At 48.0% G+C, this 22,004-nt stretch carries 12 protein-coding genes; 7 read left to right on the plus strand and 5 right to left on the minus strand.

Annotated elements, in window-relative coordinates; all coding sequences use genetic code 11:
- Positions 1-116: 116 nt before the first annotated feature.
- Positions 117-440 (plus strand): nucleotidyltransferase domain-containing protein, encoded by a 324-nt coding sequence (locus Q369_RS0126740; RefSeq protein ID WP_031530777.1) that lies wholly within the window; start codon positions 117-119, stop codon positions 438-440.
- On the opposite strand, the gene Q369_RS0126745 is transcribed toward Q369_RS0126740, so the two are convergent.
- From Q369_RS0126745 to Q369_RS0126760, 4 genes are all read right to left on the minus strand, one after another.
- Entirely contained in the window at positions 437-1,315 is an 879-nt protein-coding gene (locus tag Q369_RS0126745; protein WP_031530778.1) for a helix-turn-helix domain-containing protein, read from the minus strand. The two genes, Q369_RS0126740 and Q369_RS0126745, sit on opposite strands and share 4 nt — an antisense overlap.
- Before the next feature lie 16 nt (positions 1,316-1,331).
- Positions 1,332-2,303 carry an arabinan endo-1,5-alpha-L-arabinosidase gene (locus Q369_RS0126750; RefSeq protein ID WP_031530779.1) on the minus strand — a complete coding sequence of 324 codons (972 nt, stop codon included), beginning with the start codon at positions 2,301-2,303 and terminating at the stop codon, positions 1,332-1,334.
- Between the two features lie 8 nt (positions 2,304-2,311).
- Positions 2,312-6,073 carry a PVC-type heme-binding CxxCH protein gene (locus Q369_RS0126755; RefSeq protein ID WP_031530780.1) on the minus strand — a complete coding sequence of 1,254 codons (3,762 nt, stop codon included), beginning with the start codon at positions 6,071-6,073 and terminating at the stop codon, positions 2,312-2,314.
- 155 nt (positions 6,074-6,228) lie between these two features.
- Positions 6,229-7,356, minus strand: a complete 1,128-nt coding sequence (locus Q369_RS0126760) for a Gfo/Idh/MocA family protein (protein ID WP_031530781.1) — start codon at positions 7,354-7,356, stop codon at positions 6,229-6,231.
- A 277-nt stretch (positions 7,357-7,633) separates the two neighbouring features.
- Here Q369_RS0126760 and Q369_RS0126765 point away from each other — a divergent pair, with 277 nt between their 5' ends.
- From Q369_RS0126765 to Q369_RS0126795, 6 genes are all read left to right on the plus strand, one after another.
- Positions 7,634-8,212 carry a GNAT family N-acetyltransferase gene (locus tag Q369_RS0126765; RefSeq protein WP_031530782.1) on the plus strand — a complete coding sequence of 193 codons (579 nt, stop codon included), beginning with the start codon at positions 7,634-7,636 and terminating at the stop codon, positions 8,210-8,212.
- 102 nt (positions 8,213-8,314) lie between these two features.
- Entirely contained in the window at positions 8,315-9,745 is a 1,431-nt protein-coding gene (locus tag Q369_RS0126770; protein WP_031530783.1) for a glycoside hydrolase family 125 protein, read from the plus strand.
- A gap of 510 nt (positions 9,746-10,255) precedes the next feature.
- Positions 10,256-12,556 carry a S9 family peptidase gene (locus Q369_RS0126775; protein ID WP_051664309.1) on the plus strand — a complete coding sequence of 767 codons (2,301 nt, stop codon included), beginning with the start codon at positions 10,256-10,258 and terminating at the stop codon, positions 12,554-12,556.
- A 257-nt stretch (positions 12,557-12,813) separates the two neighbouring features.
- On the plus strand, positions 12,814-16,335 hold the full coding sequence (locus tag Q369_RS0126785; protein WP_031530785.1) for a PVC-type heme-binding CxxCH protein: 3,522 nt from the start codon (positions 12,814-12,816) through the stop codon (positions 16,333-16,335).
- A gap of 56 nt (positions 16,336-16,391) precedes the next feature.
- The gene (locus tag Q369_RS0126790; RefSeq protein WP_031530786.1) at positions 16,392-19,385 is read left to right on the plus strand and encodes a SusC/RagA family TonB-linked outer membrane protein; all 2,994 of its coding nucleotides are present in this window, start codon (positions 16,392-16,394) and stop codon (positions 19,383-19,385) included.
- A 20-nt stretch (positions 19,386-19,405) separates the two neighbouring features.
- On the plus strand, positions 19,406-20,986 hold the full coding sequence (locus tag Q369_RS0126795) for a RagB/SusD family nutrient uptake outer membrane protein (protein ID WP_031530787.1): 1,581 nt from the start codon (positions 19,406-19,408) through the stop codon (positions 20,984-20,986).
- A 177-nt stretch (positions 20,987-21,163) separates the two neighbouring features.
- Here the strand turns inward: Q369_RS0126795 and Q369_RS0126800 are convergent, their stop codons facing one another.
- Entirely contained in the window at positions 21,164-21,985 is an 822-nt protein-coding gene (locus Q369_RS0126800; RefSeq protein ID WP_031530788.1) for a DUF3800 domain-containing protein, read from the minus strand.
- Positions 21,986-22,004 lie beyond the last annotated feature (19 nt).

Here is a 22,004-nt window from a genome sequence, read left to right on the forward strand (position 1 = left end):
ATTCCAAATGATCTATTTTTTGAAACCAACGCCAGAGCATCCTAATTAAACTTAATTGTAACCGCTGGCTGTCCAGTGAAACGGGAGTATTTCAACAAAATCAAAAAGTTGCGTGAATGGATAAAGAAGCAGCACTCATGATTGCACAAGAATATGTCAGGCTTGTTGGAGAATTTTTCCCGGTGAGTAGGGCTTTTCTTTTTGGCTCATTTGCAAAAGGCAGAAATCACGAGGACAGTGACATTGATATCGCATTGATTTTGGACCGTTCCGATGACATACTTGATGCTCAGATCTCAATGATGAAACTGCGACGTTCGATAGATCTTCGCATTGAACCACATCCGTTTCTTCGGGAAGATTTTAACGTGTCAAATCCAGTAGCATTTGAAGTTATGCAGTACGGTATCGAAATAGGAATGAAGCCGGTTGCAGTTTAACCAACCCTCTCCAAAAAACCCCTCTGATACTCCCTCGGGGACAGACCGATTGTTTTCTTAAAAACCCTGTTGAAATTCGTCACATTGTCGAAGCCGGTTTGATAGCTGACGTCAGAAAATCCGTCGAATTTGCCAGAAACTATGATTTTGCAGGCTTCGTTGATGCGGACTTCGTTGAGGAAGCTGACGAAAGTTTTGTCGGTATGTTTCTTGAAATACCTGCAAAAAGCCTGTGGGGTAAGGTTGGCAACTTCTGAAATCTCGGCCAGGGAAATGTGACTTTTGTAGTGGCCAACGAGGTACTGGAATATCCGGTCCATCCGGATCCCTTCCACTTCTGAAATACGATGCTCACTGTTACTTGTGGCCAGCGGCTTTAATTCCTTTGTTGTAGAAAAGTGGTGAAGCAGCGAAATGAATGCAGCCACCCGCTGACTTTCCTTTTGCTGCATTACTTCTTTGATCGTGTCTTTAATATGCGCATTGTCCGAGATCGGGATCTGAAATCCATTGTGCAAGCCGCTTACAAACTTGCGGATTCCTGTCATTTCGGGCAGGCTTAATATGTTTTGTGAAAGGTGGATCGGGTCAAAAAAAATGGAAACGGAATGCACCTGCTTCGGCTCGGCTGCATTGAAATACGACTCGTCGCTCTTGAAAATATGCGATTGATTGGCACCAATGATGTACACTTCGCCCGCCTCAAACCGCTGCATATAATTTCCCGCAATCAAAATCCCCGAACCTTCCACTACCCACTCGATCTGTACTTCGCGGTGCCGGTGCAGGTGGTTGTAGTAATGCGGTAAAATGCTTTCCTGCACCACAATGGTACTTTCCTTTGGAACCGGTATGGTGAACTGGACGACTTTCATTGAAGTTTAAATACGTTTAAAGCAACGGCCAGCCATCTTCCCAACGCAACTTCTCAATCCGCAGCTTCGAGCGGCCTTTATCTTTGGCATCGTAACCGTGAAATATCAGGTAGTCGGTGCCGTCGAAATTGTAAACTGCATTATGGCCTACGCCGTGCCAGTCTTGGTCGCCCTCCAGCAGCAATGTTCCGCCGCCGTCTCTCATGGGTGTTCCGGCCTTATCTATGTAAGGTCCCGTCAGCTTTTCTGAGCGGCCCACACGCATTTTGTAAGTGCTTTTTTCTCCGCGGCAGCAATAATCGTAAGAGGCAAACAGGTAATAGAAATCTCCTTTCCTGAAAATAAAAGGGGCTTCAATGGCTCCATTACCGGCTTCCGATTTGGAAGCGGTTTTTGGAACACTCGCCAGGGTATACCATTCCTGTGGATCAGTTGCAATCGCTTTGGCATCCGGAGTAAGTTTGACAAGCTTAATGCCATTCCAGAATGACCCGAACGACAGCCAGGGCTGCTTACTTTCGTCCAGTATTAGATTTGGATCGATTGCATTCCATTCATCTCTTCCGCTCACGGACTCCACAACTTGCTGGTGATCGGTCCAGTGATAATCCGGGCTTTTTGGATCCAGGGTTTTATTCGTGGCTAATCCAATGCAGGAGCGGTTTTTGCCAAAAGTAGAAATGGAATAATAGAGATAATACAGGCCATTGTGAAACGAAATGTCAGGTGCCCAAATATGTCCTTTAAATCCCGGTACCGCTTTTACGGCCCATTCGGGTGGGGATTCGAAGACGGGCTTCTCTTTCTTCCAATGCTCCATATCCTTTGACGACCAGACCGTTATTCCACGTCCGGTGGTGAAAGCATAGTAAGTTCCATCCTGCCGGATCATCACAGGATCGTGCGCGGGGATGTTCTTAAACAAAGAATCCTGGGCGCACGATATTTTAGCGCCCAGGATTAGTATCAGAAAAGCGATGTGCTTCATTGATTGGATTATTTACTTAACACGGCCTGCTCTTTAACCACTTTCATGACTCCCTTCATCAGTCTCCAGTGACCAGGAAACGTACAAACGAACGGATAGTCACCAGTTTCGTTTGGCACCTGGAACTTCAGGCGGAAAGTCTGTCCTGGGTTCACGAGCGGTGTAGCAGCTAGTACCTGCGGGATGTTCGGAACATAGTTCTTCTCAGCACCATCTTTCGCCGTGATCATTTTATCAGCAGCGGTTCCGATGATTTCCAATGATTTTGGCTTTCCGATCACGACGTTATGCTGCATGGCATCAGGATTTTCAAAGACCAGCTCAACCGTTTTACCAGCCATGGCAGTGAATTCGGTCAATGTAAATTTCATCTCCTCGCGGATCGCCTTGATCTGTACAACCTGCACATTCGGATCAGTAGTAGTCTCTTCCTTGATTCCGTAAGATTCCAGGAACGGGGTCAATTTGCTGCTCAGGTCGTCGGTAACTCCGGTTTTCAGAGCTGCCAGCAATTTCTTGCCTTCGTCATTTGCAGTCTCTTTGCGTTTCGGGTTCCATGAACCTAACACCCCTTTGAAAACTGCATTGCGGCCCTGCTGATCGAGTGTCTGCGCTGTTTTGAGCAGATCCAGAACCTCATTTCCGCTTGCATAAGAAACATAGCCACGCGCTGCGCGTTCCAATGCGAAGTCAGACAAACGATCCAATCTGCGTACCTCGAAGGTTTTGCTCATGGTATTGTTCTTGTTCTCGTCTTTTTCAGGAACTACATTGTCCACGTCCACAGTAGCAGTGATCGTCACCTTACCCGCTTCGTCAGAAGTAAAGCCAAAACCTGAGCGCCACGGACCGTTATTTCCTTCGGTGAGTTTCACAGTTTCGCCCGGAGCGATACCATTATTAAGCTGGCGGCTCACATAATTACTGTTCAGCGAGCGGCTTCTTACACCCACATTCACTACTGGCACCAATTCTTTCGGAACTGCTACGCTGCCCTGGTTTGTAATTTCAATCACCACTCTGGCATATTCCCGAACGTAAGGTGTTGTTGGCTCAATCGTGATATTCGTAATCGCCAGTTCAGCCGAACCTTGTGTAGTTACTTTGCTTGCGCCGTGGTTATCGTGGTTCATTGTTGAGTGGTCCATTGGCTTGGCAGCTTCTGCTTTTTGAGCAGTTGCAGTCGCAGAGCCTGCTTTTCCTGCACGCTGTGCCAGGTACTTTTTACGCAATGCACCGTCGTGCGAGTTTAATACTGCCGCAAATGCATCGGGCATCCAGCGATCGTCGGCTTGCGCGTAAGTGTCAAGCAATGTCAATACCGCAGTTTCCACTTCGGGTGTCAAAGGAATATCCGCAAAGCGAAGCAGCGAATTCATAGCAACCAATGCATCCTTATCATGCAAAGCGTCGGCTGCGAGTAGCGTTTGCGCAGTAGCTGGCGTCGAAGGCAGAACTTGAACAGCCGTTTTGCGAACATCCGCAGCAGGGTGTTTCAATGCTTCATTTACTGCTGCCAAAACCTGCGGATCTTCAATCGCATTCAAACCATGCAAAGTCCACAAAGCGTGAATAGCAGCTACATTCAATCCGATTTCATCTACTGATTTGTCTTTTACCAATGCAACCAGTTTCGAAACAACATCCTTGTTACCACGCTCCACCAACAGGCGCTGCGCATGCCGGCGCCATAACATATTCGTGTTTTTCAATGTAGCAACGAGCTCGTCAGGACGGTCTTTGCTCAATGTGATGGGCGTATATTTCGGTGCATTTTTCCAGGCGATTCTATACAAACGACCGTGCGTATAATCACGCAGAGGCGTTTCGTATGCATTTCCTTTACCGTTTTCAGATCCTTTCGGAGTTGGATTGTGCTGGATAATGTAGCTATACCAGTCAGCTACCCAAACTGCTCCATCCGGACCAACTTCTGCAAATACAGGTGCTACCCATTCATCCGCACCAGCCAGCAGGTTAAAACCTAGCTTGTCCTCGAAATCGGTACCTTTTTTGTCCATGAAATTCTGGTGCAGAATGTGCCCCGTCGGTTCAGAAACGAATGCAACTTTGTTCCAATACTTCTTGGGATAGGCGCGGGCAGTGTAAAAATTATGTCCCGCTGCTGCTGTAAATCCTCCAAAAACGTCCACCTGACGCACTTTCGGGGTGATCGGCTGCATATCTTTATGCGTATCCGTGCTCCGTCCGCCATTATCTACTTTGCTCTCTCCAAAATAACGGTTCGGGATTGCTGAGTACCAGCCGTGAGAGTTGTTGGCAGTGGAACCGAACAGGTCGCCGCTCTCATTGAAACCTAATCCCCACGTATTATTTGAGGTTTTGGTCACAATTTCCATATCAGAACCATCGGGCTTAAAGCGGAAAAGCGCTTGTCCGAAGTTCAGTGAATCGCTTTGTCCCACTTTACCTTTAAATCCTGAATAACCTACTGATCCATAAACCCAGTTATCAAAACCGTAATGCAAATTCGAAGGTCCCGCGTGGGTATCTCCTGTTCCAAAACCTGAGAAAAGGATTTTCTTCACGTCCGCTTTATCGTCGCCGTTAGTATCCTGTAAAAACAGCATATGCGGCGCCTGCGAAACGATCAGACCGCCATTTGCAAATACAAGTCCGGTAGGGATACTTAAATCGTCTGAAAACTTCGTGAATTTGTCAGCCTTACCATCTTTGTTTGTGTCTTCGCAGATGAGGATATAGTCACTTCCGCCCGTATCTTTTCTTTCATTAGGATAATCTTTGGTGATCAAAACAAACAACCTGCCGCGCTCATCCCAGGTCATCGCGATCGGGTGCATCACGTCGGGTTCGTGCGCGAAAACATCCAATGTGAAATCAACTGGAATTTGAATGTGCTTTACAGATTCTTCCGGCGAAAGCGGTAGCTGCTGCAACTGCGGACCAGGGCGTTGCTCATAGTTCGGCAATTGTGCTTCGCGGTATTCAAATGGCTTTGGTGCCAATGCAGTCAATGCATTTCTTGCATCATCGTTAACAGCCCACAGGATACCTTTTTCGATCAGATCCTGAAATCCAGGAACTGCCCAGGTACGCTCGTCGTGTCCGTATGCCGTGTAGAAAATGCGGCCTTTTCCGTGCGTTCTCACCCAGGTATAAGGCTCTTTCTGAACACCTGGTTTGTCTTTTGCCTGGTCTTGCTGAATTGTACGCTCCGTCAAAACGATGTTGTCTGGCTGCAATTGATTGTGCAGGTAAGTCTCATCGATCGTTTTAAAGGGTTTCACGCCTGCAATCGCCGGGTGGTCAGGCTGCGTCCAAACGGGCTGAATGGTGTCAAAAGTGTGACGCCAGAACTGTCCGCCGATCAGTTTTACAACTTCCGGATTATTGCGGAAACAATACGACGCGCAGTGAATAGGGATAAAACCTTTTCCGCTCGCGACATAGTCAAGCAATGCTTTCGCCTGCTGCGGCGCAATCGAATCGTGGTTCGCATACAGCATGAGCGCGTCATACTTGTTGAGCGTCTCCGGATTCAGATCGTTCAGGTCGTCGGTGTAAGTAAAATTGAAACCTTTCGGTCCCAATGCCGCCATGATTTGCGGCACGCGCTCGGCAGGCTTATGGTGCCCGTTGTCGCCCAGAAACAGAATTTCCAGCCGTCGCGCCTTGGAAGCCTCTCCTTTCGAAGACGCGCTTTTAACCGACGCGTTCTGAGAGGAAGGCTGAGAGGCACAGCCCAGCAGGACTATACCAAGGATAAAGGATAACGCTTTAGTTTTCATACCGATGTTGTGGTGCTCTGCACCTTTTACCAATGTTTTGGTGCGCTGCACCTTTTTTTTGTCAAGTAGCTTTTTGACTGTGGTTGCCCTTCGACTGCGCTCAGGGTGACGAAAAAAGCGCTTGTCACCCTGAGCGCAGTCGAAGGGACGTGCGATTACGCCAGCTCCTTAAAATCAGGCAACTGGATCAACGCGCCGCCTTGTAATGCTGATTCGTGGGCCAAAATCCCTACGCTGGTCCAGTTCGCCGACTGCCATGCATTCGGGAACGGTTCACGGTCTTCGATCAATGCGCTGATAAACTCGTGCGCCAAATGCGGGTGCGAACCACCGTGGCCGCCGCCCTGTACAAAGGATAAATGTGCATTATCGTCGAGGTTGTACACGCCGTGACCGGTAAACGAGCGGATTTCCTCAGGCAGGTAATGTGCGTAATCAGGCGTTTTCACCCTTTCAGCGATCTCGTGCTCGGGCTTTTTCGCAGTATGGATCACAGGATCTTCGCCTTCGATCAGCGGCCATTCGAATGATTTTTTGCTTCCGTAAACCTCAAAACTCTCGCGGTACTGACGCGCCACGTCAAACAACGAACGATATACATAAGCTGATAAATCGCTGTCCTTAAATTTAATATGCGCCGATTCCACTGCGAAAGGAGAGTTGTGGATTTTCGCCAGATCTTCGCTGATCGTACCCGATCCGAAGCAGGAAACATATTCCGCTTCCAGTTTCAGCAAACCTGCCACAGGTCCTACGCAGTGCGTCGCATAATGCATGGGAGGCAAGCCAGGCCAGTAGTCAGGCCAGCCTTCCATATCCTGCTGGTGACTGGCTTTCAGAAACTGTACTTTTCCAAGCTCGCCCTTTTCATAAAGCTCTTTCACAAACAGGAATTCACGTGCATAAACCACGGTTTCCATCATCATGTATTTCTTGCCCGATTCTTTCGTCGCCTTTACGATCTCGATGCAATCTTCTACGCTGGTAGCCATCGGAACGGTGCAAGCCACGTGTTTTCCCGCTCGCAATGCTTTTAAAGTCTGCTCTGCGTGGTTGGGGATCGGAGAGTTAATGTGCACTGCGTCGACATTCGGATCAGCCAGCAGCTCATCATAGCTTGTGTAACGAACATCGATTCCGTACTGGTCGCCAATTTCATTCAACTTAGATTCGGTACGCTGGCAGATCGCGTACATATTTGCATTCGGGTGTTTCTGATAAATGGGGATAAATTCGGCTCCAAAACCTAGTCCGACGATTGCAACGTTAATTTTCTGAGACATACTGGTTCAAAAATTGGTTAATTGTTCAGTGTTTTATCGATACTTCAAAGAGAGTCGACGTAATAGCAAGCTTACCTGGGAATGAGACAGATAAGTGTGTGATATTAAATGAAAAATGAAGGTGATTGACAATACAATTTTAAACCAAAATAATGCTAAAAACTTTACGTCTTTTGATTAGTACTGACTCTATTTTGACCACCATTTGGTTAAAAAATAAATTTTAAGCAAAAAACCGACACACAATCAAAAGTTAATCCCCCTTTTTTAACTACGAATGATAAGACCAGCCACTCCGCAGGATGCCCGGGCAGTAGCTCCGTTACTGATACTTGCAATGGACCACATAGCCGGGATTTTTGCGGGATCAGATAACTATGCAGACGCTATCCCGTTCTTCGAGCGCTTTTTTGAAGCCGGACATAATCAATATGGTTATGATAATACACTCGTTTTTGAAGATGAGAATGGCGTCATCGGATCAATCACGGGCTACGACGGAGCTCAATTGCACCAGCTTCGAAAACCTGTCCTGGATCTTTTGCGAGAAGCCCAGCCCGATTTCAATCCCTCCGACGAAACCGAAGCAGGCGAGTTCTATATGGATTGCGTAAACGTGCATCCCGACCATCAGGGAAAGGGAATTGGTAAAAAACTGATCAAAGCCTTTTGTGAAAAAGCCGCTTTACTAGGTCACCAGCGGGTTGGTCTCATCGTAGATCAGGTCAACCCGGCCGCGAAGCGATTGTATGAAAACCTGGGTTTTAGAGTTATAGGTGAAAAAGGTTTCATGGGCCACCGATACCATCACATGGTTCTTGACCAACAACCAATGACAAAGAATGACCATAACTGACCCAGTTGCCAAAAACAACAACTCACATCCACTCACGCCCACAGTTTTTTACCTAAATTGCTTCTTTAAAATATTTTAAAAACTCCAACCTATACCTATATAATGTTGCAACGGAGAACATTTATCAAAGCCGGCGCATTGGCTGTGGCAGGCGCTTCACTCCCGAAATGGTCATTCGCGAAGAATGCTGCTGACTTCCCGGTGGTCAGAATACCTGTTGAGAAGCGCAGTTTTACCAGTCCGGCGGTGGAAGCGACGATCACACGCATGAAAAAAGTGATCAAAGACCCCGAGCTGGCGTGGATGTTCGAAAACTGCTTTCCGAATACGATTGATACCACAGTACATTTCAAAATGGAAAAAGGCAAGCCGGATACTTTTGTGATCACGGGGGATATCGACGCCATGTGGCTCCGTGACAGTACAGCGCAGGTTTGGCCGTATTTGCCGCTGTTGAAGGAAGACCAAAAGTTGAAAGATATGGTAGCCGGGCTGATCAACCGTCAGACCAAATGCATTATCATCGATCCTTATGCGAATGCATTTTACGACCGGCCGAAGGAAAGCGAGTGGACGAAAGACCATACTGAAATGAAGCCGATGCTGCACGAGCGCAAGTGGGAGCTGGATTCGCTTTGCTACACGATTCGCCTGGCTTACAACTATTGGAAAATCACAGGTGATACCACGCCATTTGATGCGGATTGGGTAAAAGCGGCAGGTTTAATCCTGAAAACCTGCAAAGAGCAGCAGCGCAAAGACGGACCGGGACCTTATAAATTCGGCCGGACAACTGCATGGTCTACCGACACTGTTCCCGGAAATGGTTACGGTAACCCAATCAAGCCAAATGGACTGATCGCAAATACATTTCGTCCGTCGGACGATGCAACGATTTATCCGTTTCTTGTCCCTTCCAATTTCTTTGCTGTCGTTTCTTTCAGAGAGATCGCTGAGATACTGGAAAAGCTGGGCGGCGGCAATGCCAGGCTAGCTGCTGATTTCAAGGCACTGGCAAGCGAAGTAGAAACTGCATTGAGGAAGTTTGCAGTATACCCACACCCGGAATTTGGAAAAATATATGCATTCGAAGTTGATGGATTTGGTAACTACCTGTTAATGGACGATGCCGGCATTCCCGGACTGATCAGTATGCCCTATCTGGGCGCCATGTCCGTGAAAGATCCGATTTACATTAATACCAGGAAATTTGTCCTGAGCGACTCTAATCCCTATTTCTTCAAAGGAAAAGCCGGCGAAGGGCTAGGCAGTCCGCATACGCTGGTGAACCAGATCTGGCCCATGGGCATCATCGCCCGCGCGATCACTTCCACCGACGAAAAAGAAATCGAAGCGCAGCTGAAACTCCTGAAAACAACGCATAACCACACCGGTTTCATGCACGAATCTTTCGACAAAGATGACGCGGCGAAATTCACGAGAAGCTGGTTTGCCTGGGTGAATACGTTGTTCGGGGAGCTGATGTTGAAGCTGGAAAAAGAGCGCCCGCATTTGCTGGCGAAGGTTTATTAAGTCGCAGTTTTTTCGATGTTTTTGTCACACTGAGCGCAGTCGAAGTGCATATGCACTTCGACTGCGCTCAGTGTGACAATTTAGTTTATGGCCAGTTAACAAGTGACACCATAGAAATAACCAACCTGGGAATTGAAAAGATTAGTTATCCTATCCCAAAGAATGCGAGAATTTCAATAAAGAAAAGAACTATCGGAAATTGCAAGTTGCAATAAACCAGCCTTTGCAACTTGAATGAGGCTCCCCCTCTTTAATTCTCCAACCCTGGAAAATCACCAAATATAATCTTTCAAATTGCTTCTAAAACCAAAGCCCTGCTTGATTTAAGTTAATATTGGTCAAAAAGCCGCTAATTTCTACCAAGTTTATGACTTGGGTTACGGCTAATTTTACAAATAGTTAATAGAGGGATAATAATATTTTAAGTTGTGAATAGCCAATTTCTGCACGAAAAAGCAGACAGGCTTTCCATTGCCCCAACTATTGAGAAAACCCCACTAAACCTTGACAATGAACCTGTTTTCGCTTAATAAAAATGCATTAAAGTGCTGGGCTGCGCTTTCCCTGCTCTCCAATATCGTTGCCGCCCAGCTGCCTGCTTACCAACCTTCCAGAGCGGAGATTTCGGAGGCTTATAAGCGCATGGAATTGATGGATTCTCTCACAAAAGGTTCAGTACTGAAAGCAAGTATTCAGCCCGGCTGGCAAGCCGATGGGAAATCATTTTGGTACAGAAATATCCTCAAAGACAGCCTGACCGAGTACATATATGTCAATCCGATTACAGCGAAAAAGACCAGGGCTTTCGATAATGAGGTAGTGGCAAAAGCTTTGTCGAAGGCGGCAGATACAGTCTTCGCCGCGCCAAAACTGATGTTACGGGACCTTCGCTTTGATCTGACAAAAAACACCATTTTCATACAGGCAAAAGACAAATGGTATGCATTTGACACCAAACAAAACACAGCCAGGAAAGTAGACAAACCTGGTATAGACAAGCCAACTGAGATCGGGTGGACAAGACAATCGAGCCGGTGGCGGCCTTTCCGCGCAGACAGTACTTCTCCTGACAAAAAACAAAAAGCATTTATCCGGAATGGCAACATTTACCTGGGTACCACCAGCGGAAAAGATTTAAAGCAGCTTACTTTCGAAGGTAACCCGCTGAGGCCGTTTGGTGAGTTAAGCTGGTCGCCCGACGGACAGTACATCGTTTGCTATCGCATTGATGAACAAGAGGAAAGAAAATTAAGCTACGTGCTCTCTTCGCTTCCTAACACCACCCGCGGCGAAGTAAGGACAAGAGGATACGCGCAGCCGGGCGATGAATTCACGAGTTATGAAATGTTCGTGATCAATGCGAAAAGCAGGGAGCTGGTGAAGGTAAAATCGGAAAAGATTGATTTCTTCAATGCACCGGTGATCCGCTGGCGGGAGGGCGATCCGCAGCATTTTACATACGAAAAAGTAGACCGTGGGCACCAGCGTTTCCGGGTGATCGAAGTGAATGCGGCGAATGGCGATACCAGGAATATTATCGACGAAAAGACCGATACCTTCATTTACCAAAACCTTATCTATACGCATTACCTGCCCAAAGAACACGAGATCATCTGGTCTTCCGAAAAAGACGGCTGGCGGCATTTATATCTGGTTGACGAAAAAACAGGCAAGATCAAAAACCAGATTACAAAAGGTGACTGGGTGGTGCGAGATATTGACAGCATCGACACGCAAAAGCGCGAAGTGTGGTTCAGGGCCAATGGGATGAACGCGGATGAAGATCCTTATCACATGCACTATTACCGCGTTAAGTTCGACGGAACAGGTTTGGTGAAGCTTACAAATCAGGCAAAAGCCCACCACCAGCTTACCTTCTCGCCGGATCGCAGCTATTACATTGACACTTACTCTACCATGACGAGCCCGCCCGTCATGGAGCTGCACAGAACTTCCGACGCGTCGCTGGTAATGAAACTGGAACAGGCTGATATTTCGCAATATCTCTCGCTCGGCTTTGAGTTACCCGAGATTTTCAGTGCAAAAGGGCGCGACGGAAAAACGGATATCTGGGGAATTGTATACAGGCCAAGCACATTTGATCCCAAGAAAAAATATCCGATCATCGAAAACATTTATGCCGGTCCGCATGATTCGTTTGTTCCCAAAGCGTTCAGACATTACGGTGAAATGCAGAGTATGGCCGAGCTGGGTTTCATCGTAGTTCAAATGGACGGAATGGGCACTGCAAACCGATCAAAGGCATTTCACGACGTATGCTGGAAAAACCTGGCCGACGCCGGTTTCCCCGATCGCATTGCCTGGATGAAGGCGCTGGCCGTCAAGTATCCCTACATTGACTCCACGAAAGTGGGCGTTTACGGCACCTCGGCGGGGGGCCAGAATTCACTCGGCGCATTACTCTTCCACCCCGGATTTTACGACGCCGCAGTTTCAGCCTGCGGCTGCCACGACAACCGCGTGGACAAGCAATGGTGGAACGAACAATGGATGGGCTACCCGGTAGGCAAGCACTACGACGAACAATCCAATGTAACCAACGCAGCCAAATTGCAGGGAGACCTGCTCCTGATCGTAGGCGAGGCCGACACCAACGTACCCCCAGAATCGACTTACCGCGTTGCAGATGCATTGATCAAAGCCAACAAAGATTTCGAATTGTTGACAATCCCGGGAATGGGCCACAGCGACGGCGGTACTTATGGAAGAAGAAAGAAGCGGGACTTTTTTGTGAAAAAACTATTAGAAGTGGATCCGCCAGGGCGGAACAGAGTTGCGGTGACGCAGTAAGCCCTTGAAGTTAGCATTGTGCCTGCCCTTCGACCGCCCGGCGGCCCGGTGGCTCAGGGTGACAAAACTGCGCTCACCAGCCTTGTCATGCTGAGCGCAGTCGAAGCAAAAGGCGACCGCGCTACAAAGTACGCTTGATGTTAGCTTCCTACACGTCCCTTCGACTGCCCGGCGGCCCCGGTGCGCTCAGGGTGACAGAAAGGGGCAATCGGGTGACAAGGAGCGGTACACCCTCATTAATACTAAAATCACTACAGATGAAAAACCTCTTACTCATTCTCATTTGCTTCCTGATCCTCGACGGCTGTGCCAAGAAGTCGGGGTCTGGTAATATGCCTGTAACCTCGGCAATGGAAGGTCGCCGGATCGAAGTCCTATTCCTTGGTCACGACAGCCGTCACCATTTCTCGGAGAAGTTCTTTCCGATGCTTTCGTTGCCGCTTTTTCAGAAAGGCATTAATCTCACTTACACTTCCGACCTCAATGACCTGAATCCTGAAACGTTGAGCCAGTACGATGGTTTGATGATTTATGCCAATCATAATACGATTACAAATGCGCAGGAAGCTGCTATGAAGGATTTTGTAGAAGGTGGCAAGGCGTTGATCCCTTTGCATGCGGCTTCTTTCTGTTTTCAGAATTCGGATTGGTATATCAAAGCTGTCGGTGCGCAGTTTAATACACATAAGTATGGAACGTTCACTGCGCCGATCACTAAGCCGGAGCATCCGGTGATGACTGGGCTGAAGCCGTTTGAAACGTGGGATGAGACTTATGTTCATCACAAGATCAACCCGGACATTCAGGTGTTGCAGGAGCGCGTTGAAGGCGAGCATCACGAACCGTGGACCTGGGTGCGCACGCAGGGAAATGGGCGCGTTTTTTACACCGCCTACGGTCACGATGAGCGTACCTGGAAGCAGAAAGGCTTTCACGATTTGGTAGCGAATGGTGTTTTATGGGCGGTAAATGACCAGGCGAAAGAAAAGCTGGCGCAGCTGAAATTGCCGGCGTTACAGTTCAAAGATGCCGATGTTCCCAACTATGAGAAACGTGATCCTGCTCCAAAATTCCAGCTGCCGCTTTCACCTGCCGAATCCCAAAAACTGATCCAGGTACCCGTTGATTTTGATTTACAACTATTTGCTGCTGAGCCCGATATTATTAAGCCTATCGCGATGGCGTGGGATGAGAAAGGCAGGTTATGGATCATTGAAACCGAAGATTATCCTAACGAAATCCGCAATGAAGAAGGTACCGGCAAAGACCGTATCAAAATTTGTGAGGATACCGACGGCGACGGAAAGGCAGACAAGTTTACCGTTTTCGCGGACGGGCTGAATATCCCTACCAGTCTGACTTTCGCAAATGGAGGCGTGATCGTTGCACAGGCGCCGCACTTCATCTTTTTTAAAGATACCAATGGTGACGACAAGGCCGATGTCCGCGAAAATATCATCAGCGGCTGGGGCAAAAGCGATACGCACGCAGGTCCGTCAAACTTGAAGTATGGCCTTGATAATAAGATCTGGGGCGTTTTAGGGTATGCGGGTTACAGAGGCGATGTGAATGGAAAAGCGACTAATTTCAGTCAGGGTATTTATCGTTTTGACATTAATGGAAAAAATCTGGAATACATTGGCCGCACTTCTAACAATACCTGGGGACTTGGCTTTTCAGAGGATTTCGAGGTTTTTATCTCCACCGCAAATGGTAATTACAGCGGGCATTTCGCGATGCCGCTTGAATACGTAAAGCGCTCCGTGGCCGACGGATCCGGCAATACGGTTTACAAGCTGGATTCGCATTATGATATGAATTACCTCACGCCTGCATTACGCCAGGTGGATTTTCACGGCGGATTCACAGCTGCGGCCGGCCACAATTTATACACCGCACGCAATTTTCCGAAATCGTATTGGAACAATACTGCATTCGTCTGCGAACCGACCGGCCGACTATTATACCAGGCAAAGCTGAACCCGAAAGGCGCTAGCTACAAAGAAAAAAATGGATTCAATCTGCTCGCCAGCTCAGACGAATGGTTTTCGCCGGTTCACGCTGAGGTAGGGCCCGACGGTGCAGTTTGGGTGGCTGATTGGTACAGCTTTATCATCCAGCACAATCCTACCCCCCGCGGGTTTGAGAATGGGAAAGGGAATGCGTACATCAATCCGCTGCGCGACAACAAGCATGGACGTATATATAGGGTCGTTTATAAGAAAGCAAAACCTTATTTACCGGTAAAACTGGATAAGAATGATCCTGCCAGTCTCGTTGCTGCATTGAAAAATGACAACATGTTCTGGCGCACAACTGCCCAGCGGCTGATTGTGGAAGGCAAGCATACTACATTGATTCCCGAGCTGTTGAAGATCGTGAATGATCAGTCTGTGGATGAAATTGGCCTGAACAGTCCCGCCGTACATGCATTGTGGACTTTGGATGGACTGAATGCATTCACGCCCGATTCCCCTGCCTATCACGCATTGGTACGAGCAGTTCGCCACCCTGCGGCTGGTGTTCGCAAGAATGCAGTAAAGCTTTTGCCAAGAAATGAGAAGACGCTTTCTGCATTGAAATGGACGCGATCTCTGGAAGATCCGGACTTAAAAGTTCGCCTCGCAACTATCCACGCATTAACCGACTTACCAGCCTCCGAGGAGATCGGCAAAATGCTTTACCTGGCTGGTCAGGATTCTCAAAATGCAGCCGACGAATACCTCGCTCAGGCGATTTTTTCAGGCGTGATCAAACATGAAGCTGGTTTCAAAGATGCGGCCGCAAAGCTCAAAGATTCCACGTTAACTGCGCGGATCGAGCGTGGGCTGGTGCAGGAAACTTATGTGCTCAACTTCTGGGCGCCGCCTATTTTCCCGCCGGATGTGGCCAATAAGGAATTGCAGATTAAAGCAATCATTACCAAAGCACAGGAAGAACTGGCGGGTGTGGTGGTTTCGCAGGGAAATAAAGAGAATGGGTACAGCCTGTTCATGGAAAATGGAAAGCTTCATTTTTTGGTAAAACAAAATGGCAAGCCTTACCAGATCACATCCACTAAAAAACTGCCCGACGAACGTTTCAATGCATTTGCAACGCTTTCAGAAAACGGAGAAATGACATTGGCGATCGAAGACGAGACGCCGGTGAAAGGAAAGGCGGGCGGGCTTTTTACCAAACCATTTACACCTGACGAAATCCGTCTCGGACGTGATTTGAGGGATGAAAATCGCGTAGGAGGATATAGCGAAAATTTCAGGCTGAGAGGCTGGCTGGATATCAAAAGCACTTTGCAGCTGAACCAGGTTGTCAAGGATAAAGGAGAGAAAAAGGTCGCTGCGTTGACGGAGCAAAAGCCGAAAGAAATAGGAAAAGGAATTGGTGAGCCGACGACGATCAGGCTGAAAACCATTGAGCATGAAATGAAATTTGACAAAAAGAATTTCACCGTAAAAGCAGGCCAGAAAGTGACAATCCAGTTCACTAACCCTGATTTTATGCAGCATAACCTGCTGGTAGCAAGTCCGGGCAGCCTGGAAAAAGTAGGCGCGGCAGCTGACCTGCTCGCGCGAGAATCCAATGCGATCGCCATGCATTACGTACCGAAAATGCCTGAGATTTTGCATTCAACCGAGCTGGTGAGCCCGGAAGGCAATGCAACTCTCGTATTCATCGCACCCGAGAAGCCGGGTGATTACCCCTACCTCTGCACCGTTCCGGGACATTGGCGGATCATGAACGGGACGATGAAAGTAGTCGCGAACAACCCAAAACTATGAGCCTATGAAAAAGAAGACCATCTCTGAAAATTCTACCACCATCCAACTCAAAGAACATGTCTAGACTATTATCCAACTTGATCCAGGAAATACCGCGCCGGCTGCTTTGCAGTCTCGCATTGGTATGCCTATTATCCGGCCAGCTGCTGGCTGCCGAACGTGAGATTTCGGGCAAGATCGTATCCGCCGAGGATAAAAACCCTTTACCGGGTGTGACTATTATTGTGAAAGGAAACAATACCATTGGAACAGCCACTGACACCGAAGGAAAATTCAAACTTACCATTCCTGATGAGGCAACTTTGATCCTCAGCTACATTGGTTACGTAAGCCAGGAAGTGGTAGTAGGCAGCCAGAGCGAGCTGAGCATTGAAATGGCGCCTGATCAGAAGCAGCTTTCGGAAGTGGTCGTGATTGGTTACGGAACGCAGAAAAAAGGCGATGTGACCAGCTCCGTTGCGAGTATCAAACGTGAAGATTTTATCCAGGGTACTGTGCGCGACGCGGCGCAGCTGGTGCAGGGAAAAGTGGCCGGATTACGCATTACCACGCCCAGCGGCTCACCCTCTTCCAACACGCAGATCAATTTAAGAGGTATCAACTCGATCAATGGGAATTCAGATCCATTGGTTTTGATCGACGGTATTCCGGGCGGACTGAATACGGTTGCGCCTGAGGATATTGAGTCTGTGGACGTTTTGAAAGACGGATCGGCGGCTGCGATTTATGGAACGCGCGCTACCGGCGGCGTGATCCTGATTACAACACGCAAAAATCGGGCAAATTCACGTGCTACCGTGGAGTATTCCAATTATGTGAATATCCAGACGATCGCGCGCCGGCCTGAGCTGCTGACGGGCGACGATTACCGTCAGAAAATCAGCGAAGGCATTGCTTATACCGATTACGGCGGCAATACCGACTGGCTTGACGAGATCATGCAAAAACCCGTCAGCCACAACCATAACCTGACATTCTTCGGCGGAAACAGTACCACCAACTTTACAGGTTCTGTCAACTACCGGAACTGGGAAGGTATCTTTTTGAGATCGGGACAAAACCGGTTTACCGGCCGCGCAGACCTCAACCACGCGATGTTTGACAATAAACTGAAAACCAATATTCAGATCATCAATCGCATTACCAACACGAGCGGCGCGGTGAGTCCGGCCGACAATGAAGCGGCGTACGGATACATTTACCGGCAGGCGATTATCCGTAATCCAACCGACCGTGTGAGAACGGAAGCAGGCGGGTGGCAGGAGCGTGACGGTTACTTTTATGAAAACCCCGTTTCCCTTATTAACGAATCAAACTACGGTGCCAAATTCAAAGAAATGCGAATGAGCGGCAGTCTGGACTATGCGCCTGTTGCAGATCTGAATTTCAAATTATTGGTTTCCAATGTACAAAACAGCAACCTGGAAGGCGGCTCGACGACATTCAACCACACCGCAACGCGATTGAGCAACCAGAATGGAACAGCATACCGCAGCACTTACGCGAACAACGAAAACCTGCTCGAGTTGACCGGTAACTATGCCAAATCGTTCGGCAAACACCGTTTTACATTGCTGGGAGGTTATAGCTGGCAGGATGCGACCTACGAAGCTTTCAATGCGAGCAACTGGGATTTCCCAACGGACGCTTACGACTGGAACAACCTCGGCGCAGGTGGCGCATTGCAGAAAGGTCAGGCTGGAATGGGAAGTACCAAAAACAAATGGCAGCTAGCAGGTTTCTTCGGCCGCTTGACTTACAGTCTGGATGAAAAATACCTGTTTATGGCGAGTGTGCGCCGCGAGGGATCTTCCCGCTTCGGAATCAATAATCAATGGGGTACATTCCCGGCGGCCTCTGTGGGCTGGCGGATCAGTAAGGAGCGTTTCATGGCCGGACTTTCGGGTGTGAATGAAATTAAGCTGCGTGCTGGTATCGGGGTGACGGGAACGATCGCAAGTGCGCCTTACCTGTCGCAGATCAGCTATAATTTTGACCGGAACCAAGGTGCTTACATCGGCGGAAAATGGGTACCGGGATTTGTCCCTGCGCGTAACTTCAACCCGGACCTGCGCTGGGAGAAGAAAGAAGAGGTGAACGCGGGTATTGATTTTGGTTTTATGAAAAACAGGATCAATGGTTCGGTGGATTTTTACAGCCGCAAGGTGAAAGATCTGCTTTATAACTTCCCAGTGCCTGTTCCGCCTTATCTGACCAGCTCGATGCTGATCAATGCAGGTACAATGAAAAACGATGGAATGGAGATCCTGCTGAACCTGGTACCGGTGCAAACTGCAAACCTGCAATGGAACACGGGCTTCACTTATTCAACGAACAGGAGCAAGCTGGTAAGTCTTTCAAACGACCAGTTTGAAGCTGCAAACGACTTTTTCGACGCGGGTTATACGGGCGAGCCAATCCAGGTGAGTACGCACCGGGTGAAAGTAGGCGAGCCGATCGGAAGGTTCTTTGTGTGGAAATCGGTAGGTGTGGACGATAAAGGCGCGTGGCTGATCGAGAACAAGGACGGGGAGATTATCCCGATCGCAAATGCAACTCCCGAAGACCGTCAGTATTACGGAAATGGAATTCCAAAACACATTGTGGGCTGGAACAACTCGGTACGTTTCAAGAGCTTTGACCTGGCTGTGAATATGCGTGGCGCATTCGGCTATGACATCCTGAACTTCCAGAGCATGTTTTATAATAACCCAAGAAACAAAGCTTACAATATGCTCAAAACTGCCTACGATCCGATCGACGGAAAAGTGCTGAACAGTGACCTTGTTTATGTTTCAAATTACATTGAAAAAGGTGATTACTGGAAAATTGACAACGTGACACTGGGCTATACTTTACCAGTGAACCTGGTCAAAGGAATGAAAAACGCCCGCGTATTCGTATCCGGACTTAACCTGGCTACCATAACCAAATACTCGGGAATCGACCCGGAAGGTGTGTCGATGACGGGCTTCTTCCCTGGCAGCGACCAGCGCGACAAGTATCCTACGACGCGCACTTTCACAGCTGGACTTAGCGTAAACTTCTGATCCCAAAAATCTTGAAAACAATGAAAAATAAATCCACCAGATATATCATTTTAGCTTCCATGCTCGGTGCGGCTACGCTTTCGTGTACCGATTTGAATGAGGAAGTGTATTCGGAAGTTTTGGCAAGCACTTACCAGCCTACTGAAAAAGACCTGCCTGCGATTGTGGCGCCTGTTTACTCGTCTTTACGCGGCCTGATGCTGGGCTGGCAGGGTTACTTTGACTTGCAGGAAGAAGCAGCTGACGCGATCATTACGCCGGTACGTCCAAATGGCTGGGACGATGGAGGTACCTACCGCCGGATGCACCAGCACACGTGGACTTCGCTGCAATGGCAGCCTGAAAACGCGTGGCAGAGCTCATTCCGCAGCATTACCACTGCCAACAGGGTTTTGTCGCAGATTGAAGACGGCGAAATTCCATTGACAACGGGTAAAGAACAAATTCAGGCTGAGCTGCGGGCTGTGCGCGCATTTGCATACTATCTGCTGCTCGACAACCACGGTAATGTACCGATCGTGACTGATTTCAAAGACATTAACCTGCCGAAACAGAGCACGCGCAAGGAGGTTTATGATTTTGTTGTAAAAGAATTAACGGAAGTAATGCCGAACCTGAGCGACAATGCGACTACCACGTACGGTCAGATGAACCGCTGGGGCGCGAAAACGCTTTTAGCCAAAATATACCTCAATGCACAGGTATACACCGGCACGGCGGAATGGGCGAAGGCGATTGAGCAGGCTGACGAGGTGATTAAAAGTGGAAAATACGTGCTGGATGCAAACTATTCGGACGTTTTCACCTGGACCAACTTCAATTCAAAAGAGATCATTTTCGCAATCCCTTACGATGAGATTTATGGAACCGGCAACCAGATCCACATGAAAACGCTTGACCCGCTGAGCCGCTCGGTGTACCCGATGAATGCCGGTCCGTGGGGCGGCAACTGCGCGGTACCTCAATTTATTGACACTTACGACGCCGAAGACGCACGTCTCGCCGATACCTGGATCATGGGTCCGCAGAAGAATGCGACTACCGGAGCGGTGGTGATCACCTATTCCAAATCCGTTCCAGGAATGGACAAAACGGCTTCAAGCGACGGATACCGCATTGGCAAGTACAAGATCAAACCCAATGCAACGGGCAGTCTCGACAACGATTTTCCATTCCTGCGCTACGCGGATGTGCTGATGATCAAAGCGGAAGCATTGTTGCGTACTGGAAAAGCGGACGAAGCGGCTGCATTGGTGAGCCAGGTGCGGGCACGCGCATTCAAAGCGAACCCTGCGAAAGCCACGGTTACCGGCGCGGACCTGATGAAAGGCAGTAAATACAACTACGGCTACCAGGCTCCCGACGGCACCATTACAGAACGCCAGGGTGGTGATGATGTGAAATTCGGCCGCTTTTTGGATGAGCTGGGCTGGGAGTTTGCAGCAGAAGCGCACCGCCGCCAGGACCTGATCCGTTTCGGGATTTATGAAACTAAAAAATGGTTTAACCACCGTCCACAGGCCCAGCAGCGGGCATTGTTCCCGATCCCGCAGAACGAAATAGACAAAAACCCGAATCTGAAACAAAATCCGGGCTACTGATAATACATTCTGATTAGGTTAGTAGTTTTAATCTTGCTCGAAAACAGTTCATGTTTAAGAGCAAGATTTTTTTGTATTCTCTGCTTATATTTTACACCTTTGTATCAGCCTGTTATGCATGAAGGTCGGCTCCACGCCGTTGAGGGGTATCCTTCTTAGTGCACTTACGGGCTTTTTTTATGAGATAAAATTCAGTTTCGTGAGCTTATTTTTCCGACCATAGTAATTGCCTGCTTTGCCGTCTTCAAGCCGGTATTTTGCAAAATCATATAAGTCTATCACCATGCCAATTTGGTCGCTAATGTAGTCGTAATAGCGTGTCTCGCCTTTTTCGAAAACACGCTGAACAGCCCAGCAGAAATAATCCGCAATGTTGAGTAGCGGTTCAGTTGTAGGATGCTGCACATTGAAAACAACTCGGCAATCACTTAATTTGTCAGGAAATTTTGTTTTTGATCGTTCAATTGATTTATCTAGTCCTTTCTGCAAATTGACATGCGTAGTGCATTGTGATCGGTGTGCAATATTAAGGACGAGATTTTGGTACTTGTTCAGTTTGTTTTTAAGTAAATGAGACAATAAGTCGGCATAGAATTCTGCTTCCTTACCATTGTGTTTGTTTTGATAAACACTATATATCTTCCTGGCCACAACTGCTTCAAAACTGCAATCTACACTCTTTATAAAATCAAATGCTAGTTTTCTAACTTCTGGGATGTCGTCTTTCGCGTGAAAATAAAAATTCTTTGTGTTGATTCTTTTCTGAATGCTAGGAATGCATGTAAAGTAAGAGTCATTGCCCACTTGAATCTGTAAATCAATGATTTTTTTCCTAATTATATTGAGCGGTTCGTTGATCTTTAACATTCCGAGGATGAAGCATTTTGAAACGCCAGCGTTCCCGACAATTGGAGTGTTACCTTTACCGTAAAAAGCGGCATCACCAGCCTCATCAAGAAAACGATGTTGACTAAGCAGAGGCACTTGTACTGTTTTCATGATGTTAAAATTATAGTGT

This window comes from Dyadobacter crusticola DSM 16708 (genome assembly GCF_000701505.1).
Lineage (GTDB): Bacteria > Bacteroidota > Bacteroidia > Cytophagales > Spirosomataceae > Dyadobacter > Dyadobacter crusticola.

Bases quoted from the DNA above. Each gene is read 5' to 3' on its own strand.
- Q369_RS0126800 (WP_031530788.1), bottom strand. From the start codon at position 21,985: ATGAAAACAGTACAAGTGCCTCTGCTTAGTCAACATCGTTTTCTTGAT.
- Q369_RS0126740 (WP_031530777.1), top strand. From the start codon at position 117: ATGGATAAAGAAGCAGCACTCATGATTGCACAAGAATATGTCAGGCTT.
- Q369_RS0126755 (WP_031530780.1), bottom strand. From the start codon at position 6,073: ATGAAAACTAAAGCGTTATCCTTTATCCTTGGTATAGTCCTGCTGGGC.
- Q369_RS0126775 (WP_051664309.1), top strand. From the start codon at position 10,256: ATGAACCTGTTTTCGCTTAATAAAAATGCATTAAAGTGCTGGGCTGCG.
- Q369_RS0126765 (WP_031530782.1), top strand. From the start codon at position 7,634: ATGATAAGACCAGCCACTCCGCAGGATGCCCGGGCAGTAGCTCCGTTA.
- Q369_RS0126795 (WP_031530787.1), top strand. From the start codon at position 19,406: ATGAAAAATAAATCCACCAGATATATCATTTTAGCTTCCATGCTCGGT.
- Q369_RS0126750 (WP_031530779.1), bottom strand. From the start codon at position 2,303: ATGAAGCACATCGCTTTTCTGATACTAATCCTGGGCGCTAAAATATCG.
- Q369_RS0126745 (WP_031530778.1), bottom strand. From the start codon at position 1,315: ATGAAAGTCGTCCAGTTCACCATACCGGTTCCAAAGGAAAGTACCATT.
- Q369_RS0126785 (WP_031530785.1), top strand. From the start codon at position 12,814: ATGAAAAACCTCTTACTCATTCTCATTTGCTTCCTGATCCTCGACGGC.
- Q369_RS0126790 (WP_031530786.1), top strand. From the start codon at position 16,392: ATGTCTAGACTATTATCCAACTTGATCCAGGAAATACCGCGCCGGCTG.
- Q369_RS0126760 (WP_031530781.1), bottom strand. From the start codon at position 7,356: ATGTCTCAGAAAATTAACGTTGCAATCGTCGGACTAGGTTTTGGAGCC.
- Q369_RS0126770 (WP_031530783.1), top strand. From the start codon at position 8,315: ATGTTGCAACGGAGAACATTTATCAAAGCCGGCGCATTGGCTGTGGCA.